19 protein-coding genes are annotated in these 25189 nt (G+C 70.2%); 14 read left to right on the top strand and 5 right to left on the bottom strand.

What is annotated here, in order from left to right; genetic code table 11:
* Positions 1-3 precede the first annotated feature (3 nt).
* Complete coding sequence (locus OG257_RS10580; protein ID WP_329206757.1) at positions 4-1002, bottom strand: TAXI family TRAP transporter solute-binding subunit; 999 nt, start codon at positions 1000-1002, stop codon at positions 4-6.
* Between the two features lie 99 nt (positions 1003-1101).
* Between OG257_RS10580 and miaB the strand changes: the two genes are divergently transcribed.
* Together miaB and OG257_RS10570 are read left to right on the top strand one after the other, a co-directional pair.
* The gene (gene miaB, locus OG257_RS10575) at positions 1102-2622 is read left to right on the top strand and encodes a tRNA (N6-isopentenyl adenosine(37)-C2)-methylthiotransferase MiaB (protein WP_329206755.1); all 1521 of its coding nucleotides are present in this window, start codon (positions 1102-1104) and stop codon (positions 2620-2622) included.
* Between the two features lie 115 nt (positions 2623-2737).
* Complete coding sequence (locus OG257_RS10570) at positions 2738-3457, top strand: class III extradiol dioxygenase subunit B-like domain-containing protein (protein ID WP_329206754.1); 720 nt, start codon at positions 2738-2740, stop codon at positions 3455-3457.
* 81 nt (positions 3458-3538) lie between these two features.
* On the opposite strand, the gene OG257_RS10565 is transcribed toward OG257_RS10570, so the two are convergent.
* Positions 3539-3793: an antitoxin gene (locus OG257_RS10565; RefSeq protein WP_329206752.1), complete on the bottom strand. Its 255-nt coding sequence runs from the start codon at positions 3791-3793 to the stop codon at positions 3539-3541.
* A gap of 163 nt (positions 3794-3956) precedes the next feature.
* Between OG257_RS10565 and miaA the strand changes: the two genes are divergently transcribed.
* From miaA to hflX, 6 genes are all read left to right on the top strand, one after another.
* A complete protein-coding gene (gene miaA, locus OG257_RS10560) occupies positions 3957-4895 on the top strand; it encodes a tRNA (adenosine(37)-N6)-dimethylallyltransferase MiaA (protein WP_329206751.1) in 939 nt (312 codons plus the stop codon).
* 107 nt (positions 4896-5002) lie between these two features.
* On the top strand, positions 5003-5440 hold the full coding sequence (locus tag OG257_RS10555) for a hypothetical protein (protein WP_329215016.1): 438 nt from the start codon (positions 5003-5005) through the stop codon (positions 5438-5440).
* Between the two features lie 104 nt (positions 5441-5544).
* A complete protein-coding gene (dapF, locus tag OG257_RS10550) occupies positions 5545-6417 on the top strand; it encodes a diaminopimelate epimerase (RefSeq protein WP_329206750.1) in 873 nt (290 codons plus the stop codon).
* Between the two features lie 140 nt (positions 6418-6557).
* Complete coding sequence (locus OG257_RS10545) at positions 6558-8705, top strand: RelA/SpoT family protein (protein WP_329206748.1); 2148 nt, start codon at positions 6558-6560, stop codon at positions 8703-8705.
* A 178-nt stretch (positions 8706-8883) separates the two neighbouring features.
* Complete coding sequence (locus OG257_RS10540; RefSeq protein ID WP_329206746.1) at positions 8884-10374, top strand: M1 family metallopeptidase; 1491 nt, start codon at positions 8884-8886, stop codon at positions 10372-10374.
* Between the two features lie 133 nt (positions 10375-10507).
* Positions 10508-12028 carry a GTPase HflX gene (gene hflX, locus OG257_RS10535; RefSeq protein WP_329206745.1) on the top strand — a complete coding sequence of 507 codons (1521 nt, stop codon included), beginning with the start codon at positions 10508-10510 and terminating at the stop codon, positions 12026-12028.
* 117 nt (positions 12029-12145) lie between these two features.
* Here the strand turns inward: hflX and OG257_RS10530 are convergent, their stop codons facing one another.
* Together OG257_RS10530 and OG257_RS10525 are read right to left on the bottom strand one after the other, a co-directional pair.
* A complete protein-coding gene (locus tag OG257_RS10530) occupies positions 12146-13321 on the bottom strand; it encodes a trypsin-like serine peptidase (RefSeq protein ID WP_329206744.1) in 1176 nt (391 codons plus the stop codon).
* 233 nt (positions 13322-13554) lie between these two features.
* A complete protein-coding gene (locus tag OG257_RS10525) occupies positions 13555-14775 on the bottom strand; it encodes a trypsin-like serine peptidase (protein ID WP_329206743.1) in 1221 nt (406 codons plus the stop codon).
* Between the two features lie 335 nt (positions 14776-15110).
* Between OG257_RS10525 and OG257_RS10520 the strand changes: the two genes are divergently transcribed.
* The 5 genes from OG257_RS10520 to OG257_RS10500 are packed head-to-tail and all read left to right on the top strand — an operon-like array spanning position 15111 to position 23179.
* The gene (locus tag OG257_RS10520; protein ID WP_329206742.1) at positions 15111-16499 is read left to right on the top strand and encodes a diaminobutyrate--2-oxoglutarate transaminase family protein; all 1389 of its coding nucleotides are present in this window, start codon (positions 15111-15113) and stop codon (positions 16497-16499) included.
* A 29-nt stretch (positions 16500-16528) separates the two neighbouring features.
* Positions 16529-18478 carry an IucA/IucC family protein gene (locus OG257_RS10515; protein ID WP_329206740.1) on the top strand — a complete coding sequence of 650 codons (1950 nt, stop codon included), beginning with the start codon at positions 16529-16531 and terminating at the stop codon, positions 18476-18478.
* A gap of 40 nt (positions 18479-18518) precedes the next feature.
* Positions 18519-19244, top strand: a complete 726-nt coding sequence (locus tag OG257_RS10510) for a GNAT family N-acetyltransferase (RefSeq protein WP_329206739.1) — start codon at positions 18519-18521, stop codon at positions 19242-19244.
* Between the two features lie 60 nt (positions 19245-19304).
* Positions 19305-21161 (top strand): IucA/IucC family protein, encoded by a 1857-nt coding sequence (locus OG257_RS10505; protein ID WP_329206738.1) that lies wholly within the window; start codon positions 19305-19307, stop codon positions 21159-21161.
* A gap of 50 nt (positions 21162-21211) precedes the next feature.
* Entirely contained in the window at positions 21212-23179 is a 1968-nt protein-coding gene (locus OG257_RS10500; protein WP_329206737.1) for an ATP-dependent DNA helicase, read from the top strand.
* A gap of 64 nt (positions 23180-23243) precedes the next feature.
* Here OG257_RS10500 and lexA read toward each other — a convergent pair whose 3' ends face one another.
* Positions 23244-24041 carry a transcriptional repressor LexA gene (lexA, locus tag OG257_RS10495; protein WP_329206735.1) on the bottom strand — a complete coding sequence of 266 codons (798 nt, stop codon included), beginning with the start codon at positions 24039-24041 and terminating at the stop codon, positions 23244-23246.
* 543 nt (positions 24042-24584) lie between these two features.
* Here lexA and nrdR point away from each other — a divergent pair.
* Positions 24585-25100: a transcriptional regulator NrdR gene (gene nrdR, locus OG257_RS10490; protein ID WP_329206733.1), complete on the top strand. Its 516-nt coding sequence runs from the start codon at positions 24585-24587 to the stop codon at positions 25098-25100.
* Positions 25101-25189: the final 89 nt, after the last annotated feature.

The raw sequence follows: 25189 nt of genomic DNA, 5'->3' as shown, positions 1-25189 counted from the left end.
GGTTCAGGGCTTGGCCGAGCGGTAGTAGCGCTTGGCGCCTTCGTGCAGCGGCAGCGGATCGGTGTAGATCGCGGTCCGCAGGTCCACCAGCTGCGCCGCGTGCACCTCGCGGCCAATCCGGTCCCGGCTGTCGATCACGGTCCGGGTGAATGCCTCGGTCATCAGCGGATCCGTGCGATCCGTCGTGATCAGCAGATTGGCGACCGCGACGGTCTGCACGGCCTGACCCTGCTGCGCGTTCAGGTACGCGTCGGCGGGCATCACGGCCGAGCGGTAGTGGCGGGTGGACCCGCCGGCTGCCTGGAGCTCCGTGATCAGCGGGTCCTCCAGCGGCACCAGGCGGATGGCGAACCGCTCCGAGAGCTCCTGCACCGCACCGGTCGGCAGACCTCCCGACCAGAAGAAGGCGTCCAGCCGGTCGTCCATCAGCCTGGCCGGCATCGTGTCGATACCGGCGGAGACCGGAGTGATGTCCCCGGCCGGGTCGACGCCTGCCGCCGTCATCAGCCGGTCGGCGACCAGGCGCACCCCCGACCCCTTCTGGCCCACGCCCACGCGCTTGCCCCGCAGATCGGCGACCTTCTGGATCTTCGAGCCCCTGGGCACGATCAGCTGGACGTAGTCGTCGTACAGCCGGACGCAGCCGCGCAGCCGTGCGCCACCGGGCTTGCCGCTCTGCAGGTAAGTGGTCACGGCATCGGCGGTGGCGATGGTGAAGTCCGCCTTCCCCATCGCGACCCGTTCGATGTTCTGCTGCGACCCCTCGCTGGTCTGCAGCTCTATCGACACCTTGGGCATGTCCTTGGCCAGCGAGCCCTCGAGCCGCTGCCCGTAGAGCTGGTAGACCCCGCTGCGTACACCGGTGGAGAAGGTCAGCGATCCGCTCGGCTCCGGCTCCCCGAGCGGGAGCACCCACCACAGCAGCAGCCCGAGAACGACAGCGGCGACTGCGCCCCCCTGAAGGGTGCGTCGTCGGCCGAATCGGGACAGTGCGTGCAGCATGGCGCGATCCTGCCAGGCCGCCCCCCGTCCTGGCCAGGCCGGACGGCGGGCAGAGGCTCCGGCGGCGGGAGGGGCGCCGCCAGCGCCTACCCTTGTCCCATGAGCAGCGGCAACCGGAGCGAAGCAGTGGACGTCCAGAAGAGCTACGAGGTACGCACTTACGGGTGCCAGATGAACGTCCACGACTCCGAACGCTTGTCGGGGTTGCTCGAGGACGCCGGATACGTGCGCGCCCCGGAGGGCTCCGACGGCGACGCCGACGTCGTCGTCTTCAACACCTGTGCGGTACGTGAGAACGCCGACAACAAGCTCTACGGCAACCTCGGCCGGCTCGCCCCGATGAAGACCAAGCGCCCCGGGATGCAGATCGCCGTCGGCGGCTGCCTCGCGCAGAAGGACCGCGACACCATCGTGCGCCGGGCGCCCTGGGTCGACGTGGTCTTCGGTACGCACAACATCGGCAAGCTGCCGGTGCTCCTGGAGCGTGCGCGCATCCAGGAGGAGGCGCAGATCGAGATCGCCGAGTCCCTGGAGGCGTTCCCCTCCACGCTGCCCACCCGCCGCGAGTCCGCGTACGCCGCGTGGGTGTCGATCTCCGTGGGCTGCAACAACACCTGCACGTTCTGTATCGTCCCGGCGCTGCGGGGCAAGGAGAAGGACCGCCGCACCGGCGACATCCTGGCCGAGATCGAGGCGCTGGTCGCCGAGGGCGTCAGCGAGATCACGCTGCTCGGCCAGAACGTGAACGCGTACGGCTCCGACATCGGTGACCGCGAGGCCTTCTCCAAGCTGCTGCGCGCCTGCGGCGGCATCGACGGTCTGGAGCGCGTGCGGTTCACCTCGCCCCACCCGCGCGACTTCACCGACGACGTGATCGCCGCGATGGCCGAGACGCCGAACGTGATGCCGCAGCTCCACATGCCGATGCAGTCGGGCTCGGACACGATCCTGAAGGCGATGCGGCGCTCGTACCGTCAGGACCGCTTCCTCGGGATCATCGAGAAGGTGCGCGCCGCGATGCCGGACGCGGCCATCTCCACCGACATCATCGTGGGCTTCCCGGGTGAGACCGAGGAGGACTTCGAGCAGACGATGCACGCGGTGCGCGAGGCGCGTTTCGCGAACGCCTTCACCTTCCAGTACTCCAAGCGTCCCGGGACCCCGGCCGCCGACATGGAGGGGCAGATCCCCAAGGAGGTCGTCCAGGAGCGTTACATGCGCCTGTCCGCCCTCCAGGAGGAGATCTCCTGGGAGGAGAACAAGAAGCAGGTCGGCCGCATCCTGGAGGTCATGGTCGCCGAGGGCGAGGGGCGCAAGGACGGTGCCACGCACCGGCTCTCCGGCCGGGCGCCGGACAATCGCCTGGTCCACTTCACCAAGCCGGAGCAGGAGGTGCGTCCCGGGGACGTGGTGACCGTCGAGATCTCCTATGCCGCTCCGCACCACCTCCTCGCCGAGGGCGCGCCCCTGGGCGTACGGCGGACCCGGTCGGGAGATGCCTGGGACAAGCGGGCGGGGGCTGCTGCCGCCGAGCCCGCCGGAGTGATGCTGGGTCTGCCCGGCATCGGCGTCCCGGCCCCGCTGCCCGCCGCCGCGGCCCCGGGATGCGGCATCGGCTGACGGCCGGCCCGGGAGCAGCCTGTCCGGGTGGTGACCGCAGCTGCTGCCCCGGGGCAGCAGCGGGGGCTGCCTGCCCGGGGCAGCCACCGGGGACGGCCGCAGTACGCTGACCGGCATGCTTGTCGCCGCCGCCGTCTGTCCCTGCCCGCCGCTCCTGGTTCCCGAGGTGGCGGCAGGAGCCGCGCCCGAGCTCGACGCCGCGCGTGCCGCGTGCGTCGACGCACTGGGTGTGCTCGCCGCCGCGCGGCCTGATCTGCTGATCGTGGTCGGGCCGGCGGAGCCGGAGGCCCGTGGGCCGTATCCCTCGGGCTCGCCCGGTTCCTTCGCGGGGTTCGGCGTCGACCTCGCGGTGCGGCTGGGGGAGGCACCCGCAGGGGTTGCGGTTCCCGAACGCCCGCTGCCGGTATCCCTTGCCGTCGGTGCCTGGCTGCTGGCCCGCGCCCGGTGGGCCGGCGCACCCGTCGAAGCGCTCGGGGTGGGCGAGCCCCTGGCCGCCGACCGCTGCGTGCAGGCCGGACGGGACCTGGCCGGCAGGGCGGACAGGGTGGCCCTGCTGGTGATGGGCGACGGAAGCGCCTGCCGCACGGTCAAGGCGCCCGGCTACCTGGACGAGCGCGCGATCGACTTCGACACCGCGGTGGCCCGTGCGCTGGGCGCCGCGGACCTCGCCGCACTGGGCTCGCTGGACGAGTCGCTCGCGTACGAGCTGAAGGCGGCGGGCCGGGCGCCGTGGCAGGTGCTCGCGGGCGCCGCGCAGGGGGCCGGGCTCGGCGGGCAGCTGCTGTACGAGGAGGCTCCCTACGGCGTGGGCTATGCCGTTGCCGCCTGGTCGTGAGGAAGAGCGGACGGCCGTCGACACACCTGAGGCCCGTGGCGCGCTCGCGCGCCACGGGCCTCAGGTGTATTCACTCCCGGGTCAGGGAGCGGGCGGCGCGGGCGGTGCCGGAGGCGTACCACCGTCGTTCTTGTGACCCAGGCGGTCGACCGCGTCCTTGGCCTTCTGCGTGCCGGACACGATCTTGTCGCTGTACTTGCCCTTGGTCTTCTGGTCGACGGTCCGAGCGGCCTTGTCGAGGCCCTGTTCGATCTTGCCCCCGTGCTGCTGCGCGAGGTCACCGACCTTTTCCTTGGCCGGGGCCAGCTTGGCCTTCAGGCTGTCCAGGAAACCCATGGGTCACCTTCCGTGCTGGGGGACTGTCGTCACATTTTACTGGTGTGGGATGGAAAGCGCGTTACTCGGAGTGTCCGGTCGAGCCGACCGGGCGACGAGTCCGCATCCGGTGTGTGAAGCGCACTTGTCCGGGAAGCGTCCCAGGGTTTGGGACACTGTCGCGGTGAGAAGATCAGCTCCCGTACCCCGCGTCATCACCGTCGTCGGTCCCACCGCAGCCGGAAAGTCCGATCTGGGAGTGTTCCTTGCCCAGCAGCTCGGTGGTGAAGTGGTCAATGCCGACTCCATGCAGCTCTACCGGGGGATGGACATCGGCACAGCGAAGCTGACGGTCCCCGAGCGCGGTGACATTCCCCACCATCTGCTGGACATCTGGGACGTCACCGAGGCAGCCAGTGTCGCCGAGTACCAGCGGCTCGCCCGTGCGGAGATCGACCGGCTGATCGACCAAGGGCGTACACCCGTACTGGTGGGCGGTTCCGGTCTCTACGTGAAGGGCGCGATCGACGCCCTGGAATTCCCCGGTACGGATCCCGAGGTCCGCGGGCGGCTCGAACAGGAACTGACGGAACGTGGCTCCGGCGCGCTGCACGCCCGGCTCGCCGCGGCGGACCCCGACGCCGCCCGGGCCATTCTGGCCAGTAACGGACGCCGCATCGTCCGCGCCCTGGAGGTCATCGAGATCACGGGCAAACCCTTCACGGCCAACCTCCCGGGGGACGAGGCGGTCTACGACGCCGTCCAGATCGGTGTGGACGTCGAGCGCCCGGAACTCGACGCGAGGATCAGCGCCAGGGTGGACCGGATGTGGGAGGCCGGCCTCGTCGACGAGGTGCGTTCCCTGGAGGCCCAGGGGTTGCGCGAGGGGCGCACCGCCTCCCGGGCGCTCGGCTACCAGCAGGTGCTCGCGGCGCTCGCCGGGGAGTGCACCGAGGAAGAGGCGCGCGCCGAGACGGTACGCGCCACCAAACGCTTCGCGCGCCGCCAGGACTCATGGTTCAGGCGCGACCCGCGAGTTCACTGGCTGAGCGGCGCCGAGGAACGGCGCGGGGAACTCCCGCACCGGGCGCTGGCGTTGGTCGAACGAGCGGTTACAGCCTGATCACGTGATGGCATCGGGACGCTCAGCGCGTCATTTCGGTGCCCGGGACCGTGCCATCATCGAGCATCGATCGACCAGTGGAGTCCGAGTTGGGAGGGCGCGTGGCGATGGAGGCCGGCCCTCGCGATACAGACCAGGACGCACCGGATACGCAGCACGAGGCAGGACGACTGAGCCCTGACGGGCCCGACGAGCACGACGTGACCCCCGAGGTCGAAGTCGAGCTGCGCCCCGCCCGCCGCATGCGGATCTGGCAGCTCGCACCGATCATCATGCTTGCCGCCCTCGGCTCCCTGATGTTCGCCTTCCCGCTCGCCTTCGAGTTCGGCGACGGTGGCGCGGTCGTGGCCATGCTGGGACTGCTCATCAGCTGCTGTGCCGCGGGCTGGGGCATGATGGCGGCCCGCCGTGTCGGCCACACGTGGCCCGGACTGCCGTCCAGAGGATCGAGCGAGCGCCCCGACTGGCGGGTGATCGGCCTGTACGTCGCCGTGTGCGCCGGACTCGTCGCCCTGGCCGTCTGGCGCGTGGCGCGGCTCCGCTGACGGAGCGCCCCCGGTCCCGCTGAGGGGACCGGGTCCGGCCTGCCGGATCCGGCTCGGCCGCCCCGGCTCTGCGGACTGTCGGCGAGGCCTCGTACAGTTGCTTCGTGAGCACTTCGCAGATTCCCTTCCTCAAGGGACACGGCACGGAGAACGACTTCGTGATCGTTCCCGACCCCGACAACACCGTCGGCCTGCCGGCCTCCGTCGTCGCCCGGCTCTGTGACCGCCGGGCGGGCATCGGCGGCGACGGTCTGCTGCACGTCGTACGGTCCGCCGCGCATCCCGAGGCGCGAGGCATGGCGGACCGGGCCGAGTGGTTCATGGACTACCGCAACTCCGACGGCTCGATCGCCGAGATGTGCGGCAACGGCGTGCGCGTCTTCGCCAGCTATCTGCAGCGCGCCGGACTCGTCGCCGAAGGCGATCTGGCCGTCGCGACCCGGGGCGGGGTCAAGAAGGTGCACATCGCCAAGGACGGCGACGTCACGGTCTCCATGGGACGCGCCGTGCTTCCCGAGGACGGCGTCACGGTCTCGGTGAACGGCCGTAACTGGGACGCCCGCAACGTGAACATGGGCAATCCGCACGCCGTCGCCTTCGTCGACGACCTGGCACACGCGGGGGAACTGCGCTCGGTGCCGCCGTTCAGCCCCGCCTCCGTCTACCCGGACGGCGTCAACATCGAGTTCGTCGTGGACCGGGGCCCGCGCCACGTCGCGATGCGCGTCCACGAACGCGGCTCGGGGGAGACCCGCTCCTGCGGTACGGGCGCCTGCGCCGTCGCCGTCGCCGCCGCCCGCAGGGATGGTGTGGACCCGGCGGAGACCGGTACCCCCGCCACGTACACGGTGGATCTCCCCGGCGGCACACTGGTGATCACCGAGCATCCGGACGGTGGCGTCGACATGACCGGGCCCGCCGTGATCGTCGCCGAAGGCTTGATCGACCCGGCCTGGCTCGAAACGGTGATCGGGTAGAGCTTCGCTCGAATGGGTGATCCGTTTCACGCTGAGCGAGAGCTGGACTGCGCCGCGTGCTGGGGTCGGTAGCATCAAGCACCGGCCCGGAGGCGCAACCGCATCTCCTCACCGCCGGTCGACGTTGCCGGAGGTGCCCCATGAGCGCAGAGGCCACCAATCCAGGTGCTCCCCTTCGCAAGCGCAGTCGTCCGCGGATCGATCTGCGCAGGCTCGGCCGTGTTGCCCTGCTGGGGCCTGCCTCACGCGGCCGGCTGCCGGACGCCATCGGACACGTTGCGGAGACCCACCGTGCCCATTACCCGGACGCGGACCTCAATAACCTCCGTCGGGCCTACGTGCTTGCCGAGTCGTCCCACCGCGGTCAGATGCGCAAGAGCGGCGAGCCGTACATCACGCACCCGCTGGCCGTGACCCTGATCCTCGCCGAACTCGGCGCCGAGACAACGACCCTGACCGCCTCTCTCCTCCACGACACCGTGGAGGACACCGAGGTGACCCTCGATCAGGTCCGGGAGGAGTTCGGCGACGAGGTCTGCTACCTGGTCGACGGAGTCACCAAGCTGGAGAAGGTCGACTACGGCGCGGCAGCCGAACCCGAGACCTTCCGGAAGATGCTCGTCGCCACCGGTAACGACGTCCGGGTCATGTCGATCAAGCTGGCGGACCGGCTGCACAACATGCGGACCCTCGGTGTCATGCGTCCCGAGAAGCAGGAACGGATCGCCAAGGTCACCCGCGACGTCCTCATCCCGCTCGCCGAACGGCTCGGCGTGCAGGCCCTCAAGACCGAGCTCGAGGACCTTGTCTTCGCGATTCTCCATCCCGAGGAGTACGAGGACACCCGGGCTCTGATCACCGCGTCGGAAAAGGCGCAGGACCCGCTCGCGGAGATCGCCGAAAGCGTCAGATCCACACTGAGGGATGCCGGCATCACCGCCGAAGTCCTCATCAGACCGCGTCACTTCGTCTCGGTGCACCGGGTCAGGATCAAACGGGGTGAGCTGCGTGGCACCGACTTCGGACGGCTGTTGGTGCTGGTAGGGGAGGACGCCGACTGCTACGCCGTCCTCGGTGAACTGCACACCTGTTTCACCCCGGTGATCTCCGAGTTCAAGGACTTCATCGCAGCGCCCAAGTTCAACCTCTACCAGTCGCTGCACACCGCCGTCGTGGGCCCCGAGGGCGCGGTCGCCGAAGTCCTCATCCGGACGCACCAGATGCACAAGGTGGCGGAGGCGGGCGTCGTCGCGCTCGGCAACCCGTACACCCCCGACAACGCGACCGCCGCGCTGCAGGCCGAACCCACCGACGGTGAGCGCGCCGACCCGACCAGGCCCGGCTGGCTCTCCCGGCTCCTGGACTGGCAGGAGTCCGCCACCGACCCCGACACGTTCTGGACCACGCTGCGGGCCGATCTCGCCCAGGACCGTGAGATCACCGTCTTCCGCACCGACGGCGGGACGCTCGGGCTACCCGCCGGGGCCAGCTGCGTCGACGCCGCGTACGCGCAGTACGGCGAAGAGGCGCACGGCTGCATCGGCGCCCGCGTCAACGGCCGCCTGGCCACGCTCAGCACCGTTCTGAACGACGGCGACACCGTGCAGCTGCTGCTCGCCCAGGACGCCTCCTCCGGCCCCTCTCCCGAGTGGCTCGACCATGCCCGTACCCCCGGGGCACGGATCGCGATCACCGGCTGGCTCGAGGCCAACCCCGGCGACGCGCAGGGACCTCATGGAAGCCGCCCGGCCTCCCCGAGGCCGCAGACCCAGCCGGCCGACGACCCGGCGAACGGCCGCGGCAAGGCGGGAGGCCGCGCCGCGAGCGTGGCCGTCGACGGGCCGGGCGCCCCGGTCCGTCTGGCCGGCTGCTGCACTCCTGTTCCCCCCGACGACATCATCGGCTTCACGGTGCGCGGAGGAGCCGTCACCGTGCACCGGGGTGAATGTCCCGCGGTGGCCCGGATGCGGTCGCTCGGCCGGGCAGCTGTCGGGGCCCGCTGGAACGACACGGGTGGCTGGAGCGACGCGGCCGACTACCGGGTCACCCTCGTCGCCGAATCCTTCGGACGCCCCAGGCTCCTCGCCGATCTCACCGAGGCCATCGCGACGGCGGACGCGGCCATCGTCGCAGCGACCGTCGAGCCGCCCAGCGAACAGCGCGTCCGGCACACCTACACGCTGCAACTCCCGGACGCGGCAGGGCTGCCCGGCCTGATGCGGGCGATGCGCGACGTACCGGGTGTGTACGACGTGAGCCGGGCCCAGCAGCCCGCGGCGACCGCCTGACCCGCTGACCGCCACGGCCCTTCTGTCCCGTCACGCCACGTCCCGCCGGCGCCGGTCCTTTCATCGGACCACGCCGGACGTCCGGGTATCCAGCCGTGAGGATCCCTCTACGACCCCGTTCGGGTGGCGCGGCGCGCGGCACCCCCGCGTGGGGCGTTCCCGCTGGTAGCCGTAGTCCATGCCGCTCATCTCCCGTCGACTGCGGGCCGCTCTGCTGGTCACCGCGTCGGCCACCCTTGTCGCCGCGACCGTGCCCACGCCAGTACCGCTCGGCATCGGCGACCGCCTGTTCCCTCAGCTCGGAAACCCCGGGTACGACGTCCTCTCGTACGACATCTCGCTGACCTACCACGGCAGCAACACCAAGCCGCTCGATGCCGTCACCAGGATCGGGGCGCGGACCACCGCGCCACTGGAACAGATCAATCTCGACTTCGCCCGCGGTGACGTCCGCGCCGTCGAGGTCAACGGGCTGCGGTCCGAGTTCGCACTCAAGGACGAGGACCTGATCGTCCGGGCCCCCGCCCGGCTCCCGGCCGGCGTACCCGTGAACATCACCGTCCGGCACACGAGCGATCCGTCCGGGGACACGGCCGACGGCGGTTGGGTCCGTACGGCCGACGGCCTCGCCATGGCCAACCAGGCCGACGCGGCGCACCGGGTCTTCCCGGGCAACGACCATCCCTCGGACAAGGCGTACTTCACCTTCCGGGTCACCGCCCCGAAGGACCTCACGGTCGTGGCGGGCGGGCTGCCCGGCGGAACGCGACGACACGGAACCGCGACGACCTGGACGTACCGCACGGAGCACCCGATGGCCACGGAGCTGGCGCAGGTCTCCATCGGCCGCTCCGCCGTCCTGCGGCGGAACGGCCCGGACGGGCTGCCCGTGCGTGACGTCGTCCCGGCGGCGGACCGGGAGAAGCTGGAGCCGTGGCTGCGGAAGACCCCGGGGCAGCTGGCCTGGATGGAGGCACAGGTCGGCCCCTATCCGTTCGAGACGTACGGGCTGCTCGTGGCGGACGCCGAGACCGGCTTCGAGCTGGAGACCCAGACGCTGTCGCTCTTCGAGCGGTCCCTGTTCACCACGCCCGGGTACCCCGAGTGGTACGTCGACTCGATCATGGTGCACGAGCTGGCCCACCAGTGGTTCGGCAACAGTGTCTCCCCCCAGGCATGGTCCGACCTGTGGCTCAACGAAGGCCACGCCACCTGGTACGAGGCCCTCTACGCGCAGGAGCACGCACAGAAGCCGATGGAGCGGCGGATGCGCGAGGCCTACACCCGGTCCGACACATGGCGAGCCGCCGGCGGTCCGCCGGCGCATCCCGACGCTCCGTCCCCGGAGAACAAGATCAGCCTGTTCAGGCCCGTGGTGTACGACGGCAGCGCGCTCGTCCTGTACGCGCTGCGCCAGGAGATCGGTGCGGAGGCCTTCGACCGGCTGGAGCGGACCTGGGTGCGCAAGTACCGGGACGAGTCGGCGAGCACCGCGCACTTCACGACGCTGGCGTCGAGGGTCGCGGGGCGGGACCTGACCGCCTTCTTCGACGGCTGGCTGTACGGGGAGAAGACCCCTCCGATGCCGGGCCATCCGGACTGGCGCAGCGCGAAGCCGCGGGAAGCGACGGCCCCGCAGGGTTCGGCACGCACAGCGAAACCCGAGTGACGCGTCCGGCGAGGACATGCCACTATCAGGGCGTCGGCACCGCGGCCGGGCCGGAGAATCCACCAGTGGGAATCTTCCGGCGGGGTCACGCGTTGTGACTGACGTATCGGACTTCTATCGACGTAAGGATCCAATGACCTCCTCTTCTTCCCTTCCCCAGGACGCGCAGGACGCGCAGAGCGCCACGGAAAGCAACTCCGAGAGCCTCACCGAGAGCCTTCGGGCCGACGCCCTGATGGAAGAGGACGTCGCCTGGAGCCACGAAATCGACGGCGAGCGGGACGGCGATCAGCTCGACCGCTCCGAGCGCGCGGCACTGCGTCGCGTGGTGGGCCTCTCCACCGAGCTCGAGGACGTCACCGAGGTCGAGTACCGACAGCTGCGCCTGGAGCGCGTCGTGCTGGTCGGTGTCTGGACCTCCGGGACGGTGCACGACGCGGAGATCTCACTCGCCGAGCTTGCGGCACTGGCCGAGACGGCGGGCGCCCAGGTGCTCGACGCGGTCTTCCAGCGGCGCGACAAGCCCGACCCGGCCACCTACATCGGCTCGGGCAAGGCGCTGGAACTGCGCGACATCGTTCTCGAATCCGGGGCCGACACCGTCGTCTGCGACGGTGAGCTCAGCCCGGGCCAGCTGATCCACCTGGAAGACGTCGTCAAGGTCAAGGTGGTCGACAGGACCGCCCTGATCCTCGACATCTTCGCCCAGCACGCCAAGTCCCGAGAGGGCAAGGCGCAGGTGTCGCTGGCGCAGATGCAGTACATGCTGCCGCGACTGCGCGGCTGGGGTCAGTCGCTCTCCCGGCAGATGGGCGGTGGCGGATCCAGCGGCGGCGGGGGCATGGCGACCCGTGGTCCCGGTGAGACCAAGATCGAGACGGACCGGCGTCGTATCCGCGAGAAGATGGCGAAGATGCGCCGTGAGATCGCGGAGATGAAGACCGGCCGCGAGATCAAGCGCCAGGAACGCAAGCGCAACAAGGTGCCGTCGGTCGCGATCGCCGGATACACCAACGCCGGAAAGTCCTCGCTGCTCAACCGCCTCACCGGTGCGGGCGTCCTCGTGGAGAACTCGCTGTTCGCCACCCTCGACCCGACCGTGCGGCGGGCGGAGACACCCAGCGGCCGGATCTACACCCTGGCCGACACCGTCGGCTTCGTGCGTCACCTTCCGCACCACCTCGTCGAGGCGTTCCGCTCCACCATGGAGGAGGTCGGCGAATCCGACCTGATCCTGCACGTGGTGGACGGCTCCCACCCGGTGCCGGAGGAGCAGCTCGCCGCCGTGCGCGAGGTGATCCGGGAGGTAGGCGCGGTCAACGTGCGCGAGGTCGTCGTGATCAACAAGGCGGACGCGGCGGACCCGCTCGTGCTCCAGCGGCTGCTGCGCACCGAGAAGCACGCGATCGCCGTGTCGGCCCGTACCGGTGCCGGCATCGACGAGCTGCTCGCTCTGATCGACGTGGAGCTGCCGCACCCGTCCGTCGAGATCGAGGCACTCGTGCCCTACATCCAGGGCGGACTCGTCTCCCGGGTCCATGCCGAGGGCGAGGTGATCTCCGAGGAGCACACCGCGGAGGGCACGCTGCTCAAGGCGCGGGTGCACGAGGAGCTCGGAGCGGAACTCGCGATGTTCGTTCCGGTCACCGGCTGACGCCGCACCGATCTGCTTCCCGGGACATGATCCCGGGGCAGCACGCAGACCGAAGGCCCGGACCCTCTTCTGGGGGTCCGGGCCTTCGGCCGTGGCGCGTGGGAGGACCCGGGCCGACTACCGGCCCGCGAACTTCTCGCTCATCATCGTGAAGATGCTCCGCGCGCCCTCACCGAGCTGAGGACCGGCCAGCCAGCCCGAAGTGACCGGGCCGATGGAGGTGTTGGAGACCAGGACGGACTTGCCGTCGGGGCCTGCGACGAACCAGCCGCCGCCGGATGAGCCACCGGTCATGGAACAGCCGATGCGGTACATCGTCGGCGTCCCGGGACTGACCGAGAGGCGGCCGGGGCGGTCGACGCACTTGTGCATGAGCAGTCCGTTGTACGGCGGACCCGCCGGGTAGCCCCAGGCTCCCATGCCGCTGATCTGCTGGATCTCGGGGGCGTCGAAGTCGACGGTGAGGGCGTTGCCCACGGTCTCCTCGAGCGACTTGGTGCCCTTCTCCGGCTTCACGTGCAGCACCGCGTAGTCGTACGGGGCTCCCGCGCCGCCCGTGTGGCCACCGTCGGCGATCCACTCGCCGGAGGACGCGGCCCAGTCCGCCCAGTACGCACCGTACGGAGCGATCTCCTGGGGCTGCGCGTTCTCCAGTGCCGCAGCGGACTTGCCCTGGTCGTTGTACGAGGGGACGAAGACGATGTTGCGGTACCAGCCGCCCTCCGAGCCGGCGTGGACGCAGTGTCCCGCGGTCCAGACGAGGTTGGACCTGCCGGGGTTCTCCGGGTCCTTCACCACGGTGCCCGAACACACCATGGAGCCCTCGGGGGAGTCGAAGAAGACCTTGCCGACCGGGGCAGCATGCTCGTGGTACGGCAGCTTCTCCGGCTCGGCCCGGACCGGGGCGGGCTCCGGGTCGCTCACGCCCTGATCGCCCGAGAGGTCGCCGGCCGACATCGTCCTGGCCGGGTCCTTGGCCTTCTTCATCCGGTCGGGCTTCCACAGCCCCTCGATGACAGGGTTGACGAAGTCCTTGGCGTCACGCAGCCACTTGTCCTTGTCCCAGTTCTTCCATTCGCCCTTCTTCCACTTCTCCGGATCGACACCGTGCTTCTTGAGGGCGTCGGCCAGATCTGCGGGCGTGTCACCCGATGCGGAGCCCCCGGTGGATCCGGCGGATTCGGCGGCAGGTTTGCCGGCGGCGTCGTCCTCGCCGGGGCCGCAGGCCGTGGCGGTGAGTGCGAGCGCCGCGACAAGGCCGGTGGCGGCCAGCAGCGGACGTATCGGTCGCATGGAAAAGATCCCCCTGAATGCTGTGCGAATTGCCATGAGCGCGTCATGTGGGTGCGCTGGTGCACCCACTGACCATCCGTGGTGCGGGGCCCACCCTATGACGTGGCGGACCCCTGGTGCCCGCCGCAGGACCCGCGCCGCCACCCGGCACGGCGGGCCCCCTGCACGTCAAGTGCCGTACCGGGGGCCCGCCGTGCTGCCGCTCGTGCGAGAAGGAGCGGCCCCGACCGGACCTACTGGCCCGCGTACTTCTTGCTGACCGCCGTGTAGACGCCCTTGGCCTCCGAGCCGAGGCGCGGTCCGGCAAGCCAGCCCGCCGTGACCGGGCCGATGGAGGTGTTCGAGACCAGGGCGGGCTTACCGTCCTGCCCGGCCGCGACCCAGCCACCACCGGAGGAACCACCGGTCATCGTGCACCCGATGCGGTACATCGTCGGCTCGCTCTCGGCGATGGAGAGGCGGCCCGGCTTGTCGGCGCACTGCAGCGCCTTCTGGCCGTCGAACGGCGGGGCCGCCGGATAGCCAGTCGCGGTCATGCTGTCGATCTCCGGGACGGCCGGGGCGTTGAAGTCGACCGGCAGTGCCGAACCGACGGTCTCCTCCAGGGACTTGCCCGTCGCACCCTTCTCCGGCGTGACCTGCAGGACCGCGAAGTCGTACGGAGCGCCCTGTCCGCCCGTCGAGGCGCCCTGGGCGATCCACTGCTCGGAGGTCTGTGCCCACTGGCCCCACCACACGCCGTACGGAGCGATCTCCTCCTTGGTCGCGTCCTGCAGCTCGGCCACCGACAGGCCGCTGTCGTTGTACGACGGCACGAAGGCGATGTTGCGGTACCAGCCACCGTTCTTGCCCGCGTGCACGCAGTGCCCCGCGGTCCACACCATGTTGGACTTGCCGGGGTGGGCCGGGTCCTTCACCACGGTCGCCGAGCAGACCATCGAGCCCTCGGGCCCGTCGAAGAGGAGCTTCCCGGACTCGGGCGCGCTGTCGTGGTACGGCGTCTCCACGTCCGCGGCCCGGACGGGAACGGGAGTCGGATCCGTCACGCCCTCGTCGCCCGAGATGTCGTTGTCGACGGGCTTCTCCGGGGACTTGTCGGCATCCCGCATCCGGTCCGGGTTCCAGAGGTCCTCGATGATCGGGTTGACGTAGTCCTTGGCCTCACGCAGCCACTTGTCCTTGTCCCAGTTCTTCCACTCGCCGTCCCTCCACTGCTCGATGTCGATCCCGTGCTCCTTGAGCCGGTCCTTCAGATCGTCAGGGATGGTGACCTTGCCGTCGGACGGCTGCTCGGCGGCGGCGCTCGGCTCGCTGCTCGCCGCGTCCTCCTCCGGACCGCAGGCCGTCGTGGTGAGCGTCAGAACAGCGGCGAGGGCGGCTGCGGCAAACACGGGGGAGATGCGACGTGCGCTCCTCCCGCGGCGTGCGGTATCGATCTGGCGGATGGGTCGCATGCGGTGATCCCCCTGGGACTTCGTCACTTACTCCGGTACTGCACTGCGGACTGCTGGGTGCACGCGGCCTGGCGGTACGGCGGCGCGCACACCGAGGGCGTCGGAGCGGCAGCCCGTCCTGAGTGCGGCCTCCACTATGCCGGTGCCGTTGGGGACGGCACGCGGCAGGGCCACGGTTCCGTCTCCGCAAGGATCTTCCGATTTACCCGTGATCCCCGGCGTCCCGCGTCGTTGGTACGTACGGGGGACCCCCGGACAGCGTTCACCGACGTCGTCCGTTCCGGGGCACCGTACTGACGTGCAACGCAACTGTTACAGCAGGAGGACGACCAGCCGTGGCCGTGACCGAACCAGCTCCGGTGGCACCGCCCGCTGCGCACGAGGGGATTCTGCGACGTCAGGCACTGCGTGAATCGGCGGCCCGTACGTACGCGCGATCTCTGCCGATCGTGCCCGTACGGGCGAGGGGTATGACCATCGAAGGTGCCGACGGGCGGCGCTATCTCGACTGTCTGTCCGGGGCGGGCACCCTGGCTCTCGGACACAACCACCCCGTGGTGCTCGAGGCCATCAGAAAGGTCATCGACTCCGGCGCACCCCTGCACGTGCTCGATCTCGCCACACCGGTCAAGGACGCCTTCACGACCGAGCTGTTCGCCACCCTGCCCCGGCAGTTCGCCGACAACGCGCGAATCCAGTTCTGCGGCCCGGCCGGAACGGACGCGGTGGAGGCGGCATTCAAGCTCGTGCGCGCCGCGACCGGACGCAGTGAACTCCTCGCCTTCACCGGCGCGTACCACGGGATGACGGCCGGAGCGCTGGCAGCATCGGGCGGAGCCCCGGACGTACGGGTGACGAGGCTGCCCTTCCCGCAGGACTACCGCTGCCCCTTCGGGGAGGGAGGGGAACGGGGCGCGGACATCGCCGCTCGCTGGACCGAGAGCCTCCTGGACGATCCCAAGGGCGGTGTTCCCGCTCCCGCCGGAATGATCCTGGAACCCGTCCAGGGCGAGGGCGGAGTCAATCCGGCTCCCGACGGCTGGCTGCGCCGCATGCGGGAGATCACCAAGTCCCGCTCCATCCCGTTGATCGCGGACGAGGTACAGACCGGCGTCGGCAGGACCGGGACCTTCTGGGCGGTCGAGCACAGCGGCATCGTGCCCGACGTGATGGTGCTCTCCAAGGCCATCGGAGGCTCGCTGCCGCTCGCCGTGATCGTCTACCGCTCCGAACTCGACGTCTGGCAGCCGGGCGCCCACGCGGGTACCTTCCGGGGCAACCAGCTCGCCATGGCCGCCGGCGCCGCCACCCTCGCCCACGTACGGGAGAACGGGCTCGCCGAGCGGGCCGCGACACTCGGGGCGCGCATGCTCGCCAGTCTCCGGGCGCTGAGCGCGGACCATCCCAGCATCGGCGACGTCCGCGGCCGTGGACTGATGATCGGGATCGAGCTCGTCGACCCCGAAGCCGCGCCGCTCGCCCGCACCGCGGGGAACGCTTCGCCCCCGCCGGCCCCGGCTCTCGCCGCCGCGGTCCAGCAGGAATGCCTGCTCCGGGGCCTCATCGTCGAACTGGGCGGGCGCCACGATGCCGTGGTCCGACTCCTTCCTCCGCTCACCCTCACCGACGAACAGGCAACGGCTGTGGTCGACCGCCTCGCCGACGCGCTGAGGGCCGCCGAGCGCTCGCCGTACCGTCGGGCCGCTGCCGGGCCGACCCGCTGATCCCGGATCCCTCACCAAGGAAGACAGCCGTGAACCCCACCCCTGCGCCCGAGGCCGACGGCCCTCTCACCAGCCAGCAGCGAGGACAGAACCTGCCGGACGGCCCTCTCGCCTTCGAATCGACGAGCGTGCCGCGGCAGAAGGTCGGGCCACAGGGAAACCGGCGCACTCCGGCCGGAGGGCCCGCGGACGCGTCCCCGGAAGACCTCCTCGACGCCCCGGACGCCCTGAACAGCCTGGGCCGGCTCGATGCGCCCGGTCTGCTGGACCCCCTCGGACACCCGGACCCCCTCCAGGCCGCGGACGCAGCGGGCACGGAGAATCTGCTGCGCTGCTGGGTCAGGGAGAACGACCTGCCCCAGCCGAAGGGCAGCACACTGCGCATCCCCCTCCCCGCCAGCGGTACGGCCCTCCTCGCCCCCGTCATCCACTGGTCCGCGACGGGATGGCACCGCTTCGGCACGCCCACGCTGGAGAACGCTCCCGGAGCAGCGAGCGCCGACGCCGTCACCGTGGCCGCACTCATGGGACGCGAGACCTGCAGGAACGCCGGCGTGGACATGGTCGCCCGAGTTGCCGACTCGGTGAGGCGCACGGCCGACTTCATCGCGGACCGGCGCCGCGAGCCCGCGGCCCACCCCGGGGCAGACCTCTTCCTCACGGCGGAGCAGTCACTCCTCCTCGGTCACCCGCTGCATCCCACGCCCAAGAGCCGTGAGGGCCTCTCGGATTCCGAAACCCGCCTCTACTCACCCGAGTTGCGCGGCTCCTTCCCTCTTCACTGGATGGCTGTGGACCGGTCCGTGCTGGCCACAGCCTCGTCCTGGACCCAGGGCGAGCGTCCGGTGTCCGCGGAGGAACTCCTGGCACCCCACTCCGAAGGGCTGCGCCTCCCCAGCGGGACCACGGCGCTCCCGCTCCATCCCTGGCAGGCCGCGGAGCTCAAGCGCCGCCCCGAAGTCGCCGCGCTGTGCGACAAGGGGCTGCTGCACGACCTCGGCCCGCACGGAGAGGAGTGGCACCCCACCTCCTCCGTGCGCACCGTGCACCGGCCCGGTGCCGGGATCATGCTGAAGCTCTCCCTGGGCGTACGCATCACCAACTCCCGTCGTGAGAACCTCCGCAAGGAACTCCACCGCGGAGCAGAGGTCCACCGGCTGCTCAGCACCGGGCTGGGGGACCAGTGGCAGAAGGCCCACCCCGGTTTCGACATCGTCAGGGACCCCGCGTGGCTCGCCGTCGACGCCCCGGACGGCAGCCCCGTCCCGGGCCTGGACGTCATGCTCCGCCACAATCCGTTCGGACCGGCCGACGACGCCGTCTGCATCGCCGGACTCACCGCACCGCGCCCCTGGCCGGGCCGTTCGGGCATGCACTCACGACTCGCGGAGATCGTGTCCCGCCTCGCCGCCCGTACCGGCAGGACGCCCGGAGCCGTCTGTGCCGAGTGGTTCCTGCGCTATCTCGACCGCGTCGTCCTCCCCGTTCTCTGGTTCGATGCCACCGCCGGTGTCGCCCTGGAAGCCCACCAGCAGAACACCCTCGTCCTCCTCGACCCGGACGGCTGGCCGGTCGGCGGCAGGTACCGCGACAACCAGGGCTACTACTTCCGTGAGTCCCACCGAGCCGCACTCGAGCAACGGCTCCCCGGTATCGGAGCCGTCAGCGACACCTTCGTCTCCGACGCCGTCACCGATGAGCGACTCGCCTACTACCTGGGCATCAACAACGTGTTCGGACTCATCGGAGCCTTCGGGTCCCAGCGGCTCGCCGAGGAACAACTGCTCCTCGCCGCCTTCCGCCGGTTCCTGGAGGCGGCCGTGCCCCTGGGATCGCCGCTGCCCGCTTATCTGCTCGGAACCCCACAACTCCGCTGCAAGGCAAACCTGCTGACCCGGCTGCACGGTCTCGACGAACTCGTCGGTCCCGTCGACACCCAGTCCGTCTACGTCACCATCGCCAACCCCCTCCGCGCCTGACCGGCAGGACCGTCTGAAACCACGAGAGGAGAGCGTCACGGTGCCCCCCGCCGATGCGCACGCCGATGCCGGAACCGGTGCCGCCCCACCGGGTGTCCAGAGTGTCGAGGACACCCTGGAGCTGCGGCTGACCGAAGAGCTCCTTGCCCTGCTCGGCGAGGACCCACCGGCAGCCGTCCGGCCCCCCGACGCCTCCGATCTGCTCGGCAGCCCTGCCGCGTGGCGCCCGGTCACCACCGCCGCCGGTGTGTTCCAGCTGGTTCCCGTCCAGCCGGCACGCGATCTCGCGATGATCAGCCGCTGGATGAACGACCCCGCGGTCGCCGAGTTCTGGGAACTTGCGGGACCGGAGTCGATCACCGCCGGTCATATCCGTCGCCAGCTCGACGGAGACGGACGCAGCGTCCCCTGCCTCGGAGTGCTGGACGGCAGGCCCATGAGCTACTGGGAGATCTACCGCGCGGACCTGGACCCGCTGGCCCGCCACTACCCTGCCCGGCCCCATGACACAGGCATCCACCTCCTCATCGGCGGTGTGGACAACCGGGGCCGGGGCATCGGCACCACACTGCTCCGTGCCGTCTCCGACCTCGTACTCGACAACCGTCCTCTGTGCGCACGCGTCGTCGCAGAGCCCGATCTGCGCAACACCCCTTCCGTCTCCGCCTTCCTGAGCGCTGGTTTCCGCTTTTCCGCCGAAGTGGAACTACCTGACAAGCGAGCCGCCCTGATGGTTCGCGACCGAGCCCACCGTGCACAGCTGTGAACAACTCGCTGCTTTACCTACACCGCTCGAACCCCATCGGTTCCCACCCGAGGAGTCCCCGTGCAGACATACCCTGCGAGCCACAACTCAGCGGAGCCTCACACGCTGCTCGACGCACCAGAACTCAACCGGGCACTCTGGGACCGGGCCGCGGTGCGGCTGCTGGCGAAGATGATCAGTGAGTTCGCCTACGAGGAAGTCATCGAGCCCACGGCGCGGCCGGGAAACAGCGGCAGTTACTCCGTCCCGCTCGACGACGGCGGGGCACTGCACTTCCGCGCAGGGCGCGGCGTCTACGGCAGCTGGCGCGTCGACCCGGACACGATCCGCGAGATCGCACAGGAGGACCCCCCGGCGGCCCACGCGGGGAACGGCGGCGGCACGCCGTTCCGTGACCCGCTGCAGTTCCTCGCCCGCGCCCGCCGCCTGCTCGGACTCGACGGAGCAACCCTCGGCCACCTCATTCGCGAGCTCACCACCACGCTCGCGGCCGATGCCCGGCTCGGCCACACCGCACTCGGCGTGTCACAGCTGGCCGAGCTCCCGTACGCCGAGCTGGAAGGACACCAGACCGGCCATCCCTGGCTCGTGGCCAACAAGGGACGCCTCGGATTCTCAGCCGCGGACGCGGCCCGCTTCACCCCCGAAGCCCGGTCCGCCACCAGGCTGCCGTGGATCGCGGTCAGCACGCGCATCGCGGGCTACAGGGGCGTGAAGGCTCTCGCGACCCCCGAACATCTCTACGCGCAGGAACTGGACCCGCCCGTCCGGGCCTCTTTCGCCGCCGTTCTGCGCGCCCGGGGTCTCGACCCCCAGGACTACCTGTTCCTTCCGGTGCATCCGTGGCAGTGGGACGAGTGGATCGTCCCGCTCTTCGCGCCGGCGATCGCCGACGGTGCGATCGTGCCCCTGCACGCCGACGACGACCTGCGGCTGCCGCAGCAGTCCATCCGTACCTTCACCAACGTCGGACGACCCGACCGGCACACGGTCAAGCTGCCGCTGTCGATCCTCAACACACTCGTCTGGCGAGGCCTGCCGACCGAGCGCACCCTCGCCGCGCCGGCAGTCACCGCCTGGGTCCAGGGACTGTGCGACAGCGACCCCTTCCTGCGCGACACCTGCGGAGTCATCCTGCTCGGAGAGGTCGCGTCGGTGACGGTCGAGCACCCGCTCTACGACCATCTTCCCGAGGCGCCGTATCAGTTCAAGGAGATCCTCGGTGCGATCTGGCGAGAACCCCTGCAACCGAGGCTGGCACCGGGCGAGCGTGCGCGCACGCTCGCCTCTTTGCTGCACACGGACGCGGCAGGCCGTGCCTTCACCGCCGAATTGGTCGCCCGCTCGGGGCTGACACCGGCCGCCTGGCTGACCAGGCTCTTCGCCGCGCTCCTGCCCCCGCTGCTGCACTTCCTGTACCGCTACGGCACGGTCTTCTCCCCGCACGGCGAGAACGCCATCGTCGTCTTCGACGAGAACGACGTGCCGGTGCGCCTCGCGATCAAGGACTTCGTCGACGACGTGAACGTCAGCGCCCAGCCGCTGCCGGAGCAGGACCCGATGCCCCAGGACGTCCGCGACATCCTGCTGACCGAGGACGCGTCCTTCCTCACCCAGTTCATCCACTCGGGGCTCTTCGTCGGCGTCTTCCGCTATCTGTCCCCGCTCTGCGAGGAACAACTGGGCGTACCGGAGAGTGAATTCTGGTCACTCGTCCGGGCCGAGATCCTCCGCCACCACGCACGGTTTCCCGAGCTGAAGGAGCGGTTCGAGATGTTCGACATGCTGGCGCCGAGGATCGAGCGCCTCTGCCTCAACCGCAACCGTCTGCATCTGGACGGCTACCGCGACAGGCCGGAGCGCCCTCACGCAGCCGTCCACGGCTCGGTCCCCAACCCTCTCCACCTTTCCGTGTGAGGCCGGGAGTGAACGCCGGTGTCAGTGGTGCGCCGTAGGGTGGTCGGGCTATGACGAAGCCATCTCTCCCCGAGCTCCTGCACGCCGCCGTCACCGCCGTCGGCGGTACGGAACGGCCCGGCCAGGCCACCATGGCCTCGGCTGTCGCCGAGGCGGTCGACGACAACGCCCACCTCCTTGTCCAGGCCGGTACGGGCACGGGCAAGTCCCTCGGGTACCTGGTGCCCGCGCTCGCCCATGGGGAGCGGGTCGTGGTGGCCACCGCGACCCTCGCCCTCCAGCGCCAGCTGGTGGAGCGGGACCTTCCGCGCACGGTCGACGCGTTGCAGCCGCTGCTCCGCCGCCGCCCGCAGTTCGCGATGCTCAAGGGCCGGTCGAACTATCTGTGCCTGCACCGTCTGCACGAGGGGGTGCCGCAGGAAGAGGAGGAGGGGCTCTTCGACCAGTTCGAGGCAGCTGCCCCGTCGAGCAAGCTGGGCCAGGACCTGTTGCGCATGCGCGACTGGTCGGGCGAGACGGAGACCGGCGACCGGGACGACCTCACGCCGGGCGTCTCGGACCGGGCCTGGGCGCAGATCTCGGTGTCCTCGCGGGAATGCCTCGGTGCGACGAAGTGCGCGTACGGCGCGGAGTGCTTCGCGGAGATGGCCCGGGAGCGGGCCAAGCTCGCCGATGTCGTCGTCACGAACCACGCCCTGCTCGCCATCGACGCGATCGAGGGCGCGCCGGTGCTCCCGAAGCACGAGGTGCTGATCGTCGACGAGGCCCACGAGCTGGTCTCGCGGGTCACCGGTGTGGCCACCGGCGAGCTCACTCCCGGCCAGGTGAACCGCGCGGTGCGCCGCGCGGCCAAGCTGGTCAACGAGAAGGCCGCCGACGCACTGCAGACCGCCTCGGAGGGCTTTGAGCGGGTGATGGAGCTGGCCCTGCCGGGACGTCTCGAGGAGGTCCCCGAGGACCTCGGCTACGCCCTGATGGCGCTGCGTGACGCCGCGCGCACCGTGATCTCGGCCCTCGGCTCCACCCGGGACAAGTCCGTCCAGGACGAGGACGCCGTCCGCAAGCAGGCGATGGCGTCCGTCGAGTCGGTCCACAGCGTCGCGGAGCGCATCACGCAGGGTTCCGAGTACGACGTCGTGTGGTACGAGCGCCATGACCGCTTCGGGGCGTCCGTGCGCGTCGCGCCGCTCTCGGTGTCGGGGCTGTTGCGCGAGAGGCTCTTCACCGACCGGTCCGTGGTCCTGACGTCCGCGACGCTCAAACTCGGCGGGGATTTCAACGGGGTGGGTGCGTCGCTGGGCCTCGCGCCCGAAGGCACCGCGGGCGAGGACGTCCCCCAGTGGAAGGGGCTGGACGTCGGATCACCGTTCGACTACCCGAAGCAGGGCATTCTGTATGTCGCCCGGCATCTGGGGACCCCGGGACGGGAAGGCTCCCGCACCGACATGCTGGACGAGCTCGCCGATCTGGTGGAGGCGGCGGGAGGCCGGACCCTGGGTCTGTTCTCCTCCATGCGGGCGGCTCAAGCCGCCGCCGAGGAGCTGCGCGGCAGGCAGGACCGGCCGATCCTGCTGCAGGGCGAGGAGACCCTCGGCGAACTGATCAAGAACTTCGCCGCAGACCCGGATACCTGCCTCTTCGGAACGCTGTCGCTGTGGCAGGGCGTCGACGTGCCGGGTTCGAGCTGCCAGCTCGTGGTCATGGACCGGATCCCGTTTCCCAGGCCCGACGACCCGCTGATGAGCGCCCGGCAGAAAGCGGTCGAGGAGGCCGGAGGCAACGGCTTCATGGCGGTCGCCGCGACGCATGCCGCCCTGCTGATGGCGCAGGGGGCGGGCCGGCTCGTCCGTGCGACGGGCGACAAGGGCGTCGTCGCCGTACTGGACCCACGCCTGGCCAACGCCCGGTACGGAAGCTACCTGCGTGCCTCGATGCCCGACTTCTGGTACACCACGGACCGGAACCAGGCACGGCGCTCGCTCGCGGCCATCGACGCGGCGGCCAAGCCGGCTCCGTAGCGGGACATGGCTGGGCCCCGGGATCGGCGCAGTGAATCCCGGGGCCCGGTCCGAACCGGCGGATTCACACCCGCCGCAGCACCGCCACGACCTTGCCGAGAATGGTCGCCTCGTCACCGGGGATCGGCTGGTACGCGGAGTTGTGCGGGAGCAGCCAGACATGGCCGTCCTCGCGCTTGAAACGCTTGACCGTCGCTTCGCCGTCCAGCATGGCCGCCACGATGTCCCCGTTCTCCGCGACGGGCTGGCGCCGGACGGTGACCCAGTCACCGTCCATGATCGCCGCCTCGATCATCGAGTCACCGACGACCTTCAGCACGAAGAGCTCGCCGTCACCGACGAGCTGGCGGGGGAGCGGGAAGACGTCCTCGACGGACTCCTCGGCGAGGATCGGACCGCCGGCCGCGATCCGGCCGACCAGCGGGACGTACGAAGCCGCGGGCTTCCCCGTGGTGTCCGTCGGCTGGGTGCTGGGCTGATCCGAACCCCGGACCTCGTACGCCCGGGGGCGATGGGGATCTCGGCGCAGGAAGCCCTTGCGCTCCAGGGCCATCAGCTGATGGGCGACGGACGACGTGCTGGACAGCCCCACCGCCTGACCGATCTCCCGCATCGACGGGGGGTATCCCCGGCGCTGTACGGAGTCACGGATGACCTCGATGACCCGCCGCTGCCGGTCCGTGAGCCCCGAACTGTCCGCCCGGATTCCTGGAGGTCGGCCGGGCAACGAGCGCGCGGGGCGTGTGGGCTCCGGCCCCTCCGTGTTTGTGCCTGAGTCATTCATCGCATGCACCGGCTCAAGTCGGCTCTGGGAGCGGTGGTCCTGGGCAGTGATGGTGGCACTGTCTGCGGTGGTGGTCACGTCGGCCCCTCTCGAATGGTCTCCCTAGTTGGACAACGGTAGTAGCTTTCGAAAGGTTGCGCCAAACACACGTTCGAGTGAAAAACAAATAAAGGGCTGCCACGGGCTTGTCGTGAGGTGTATGAGCGGGCTTCCGGGCGAGGGGGACCCGGTCGGTCACGCTAGCGTCCGCGGGTCCGCAGGCGGCGCCCGGGGGTCCCGCGAGGGGGTGCCCCCAGGGCTCGCGAGGGGGTGCTTCGAAGCGCGTCCAGGAGTCCCGCGACAGTCTGCCATCCGGCGGCCCCGGATCCGGGCAGTGGTGCGTTTCCCGTACCCTCGTGCCGGGTCGTAGGCTGCGCCCGGGGCGCCCGTCAGGCGCGACACGCGCCGGGGTGAAAACGAAGCCAAACCCTAGATCTAGTGGTTGGATTGACTTAGCCACCCAGAACTTGTGGTCCCGGTCTTTCGGGGCTGAGTCCATCGCCTATGCTTGTGGCTGCCTCGAAGGTCCGTGACGGACCTGAACAGGCCATTCAGTCGTGCTGTGAAGGAGGGTTGGGAGCCATGCACTGCCCCTTCTGCAGGCACCCCGACAGCCGGGTCGTCGACAGTCGCACCACGGACGACGGGACGTCGATCCGGCGGCGTCGTCAGTGCCCCGACTGCTCCCGCCGTTTCACGACGGTGGAGACCTGCTCGCTGATGGTGGTGAAGCGCAGCGGCGTGACCGAGCCCTTCAGCCGTACCAAGGTCATCTCGGGCGTCCGCAAGGCATGCCAGGGGCGGCCCGTCACCGAGGACGCCCTCGCCAAGCTCGGCCAGCGGGTCGAGGAGGCGGTGCGGGCGACCGGCAGCGCCGAGCTGACCACGCACGACGTGGGCCTGGCCATACTCGGCCCCCTGCAGGAACTCGACCTCGTCGCGTACCTGCGCTTCGCGTCCGTGTACCGGGCGTTCAATTCGCTCGAAGACTTCGAGGCCGCCATCGCGGAGCTCCGCGAACAACGGCCTCCCGCAGAGAAATGCGGGAGCGGCGAGATCCTCGAGGTCCCCGCCCCCGCCGCTATCGCCGCAGATTGACCACAGCCGCCGACCGGCAGGAACGACGAGGTCGACGGCGGGCGGCACCAGACCTGCTCCCGGCGCCCCACGCGGCGTCCGGAGTATTC

It is taken from the genome of Streptomyces sp. NBC_00683 (assembly GCF_036226745.1).
In the GTDB taxonomy this organism is placed as follows: Bacteria; Actinomycetota; Actinomycetes; order Streptomycetales; family Streptomycetaceae; genus Streptomyces.
This window is presented reverse-complemented; position numbering and strand designations above follow the sequence as displayed.

Excerpts from the sequence above, each read along its gene's own strand:
- OG257_RS10500 (WP_329206737.1), top strand. The coding sequence starts at position 21,212 with ATGACGAAGCCATCTCTCCCCGAGCTCCTGCACGCCGCCGTCACCGCC.
- OG257_RS10555 (WP_329215016.1), top strand. The coding sequence starts at position 5,003 with ATGGAGGCCGGCCCTCGCGATACAGACCAGGACGCACCGGATACGCAG.
- OG257_RS10545 (WP_329206748.1), top strand. The coding sequence starts at position 6,558 with ATGAGCGCAGAGGCCACCAATCCAGGTGCTCCCCTTCGCAAGCGCAGT.
- OG257_RS10540 (WP_329206746.1), top strand. The coding sequence starts at position 8,884 with ATGCCGCTCATCTCCCGTCGACTGCGGGCCGCTCTGCTGGTCACCGCG.
- OG257_RS10525 (WP_329206743.1), bottom strand. The coding sequence starts at position 14,775 with ATGCGACCCATCCGCCAGATCGATACCGCACGCCGCGGGAGGAGCGCA.
- hflX (WP_329206745.1), top strand. The coding sequence starts at position 10,508 with ATGACCTCCTCTTCTTCCCTTCCCCAGGACGCGCAGGACGCGCAGAGC.
- OG257_RS10580 (WP_329206757.1), bottom strand. The coding sequence starts at position 1,002 with ATGCTGCACGCACTGTCCCGATTCGGCCGACGACGCACCCTTCAGGGG.
- OG257_RS10565 (WP_329206752.1), bottom strand. The coding sequence starts at position 3,793 with ATGGGTTTCCTGGACAGCCTGAAGGCCAAGCTGGCCCCGGCCAAGGAA.
- OG257_RS10570 (WP_329206754.1), top strand. The coding sequence starts at position 2,738 with ATGCTTGTCGCCGCCGCCGTCTGTCCCTGCCCGCCGCTCCTGGTTCCC.
- OG257_RS10530 (WP_329206744.1), bottom strand. The coding sequence starts at position 13,321 with ATGCGACCGATACGTCCGCTGCTGGCCGCCACCGGCCTTGTCGCGGCG.
- miaB (WP_329206755.1), top strand. The coding sequence starts at position 1,102 with ATGAGCAGCGGCAACCGGAGCGAAGCAGTGGACGTCCAGAAGAGCTAC.
- nrdR (WP_329206733.1), top strand. The coding sequence starts at position 24,585 with ATGCACTGCCCCTTCTGCAGGCACCCCGACAGCCGGGTCGTCGACAGT.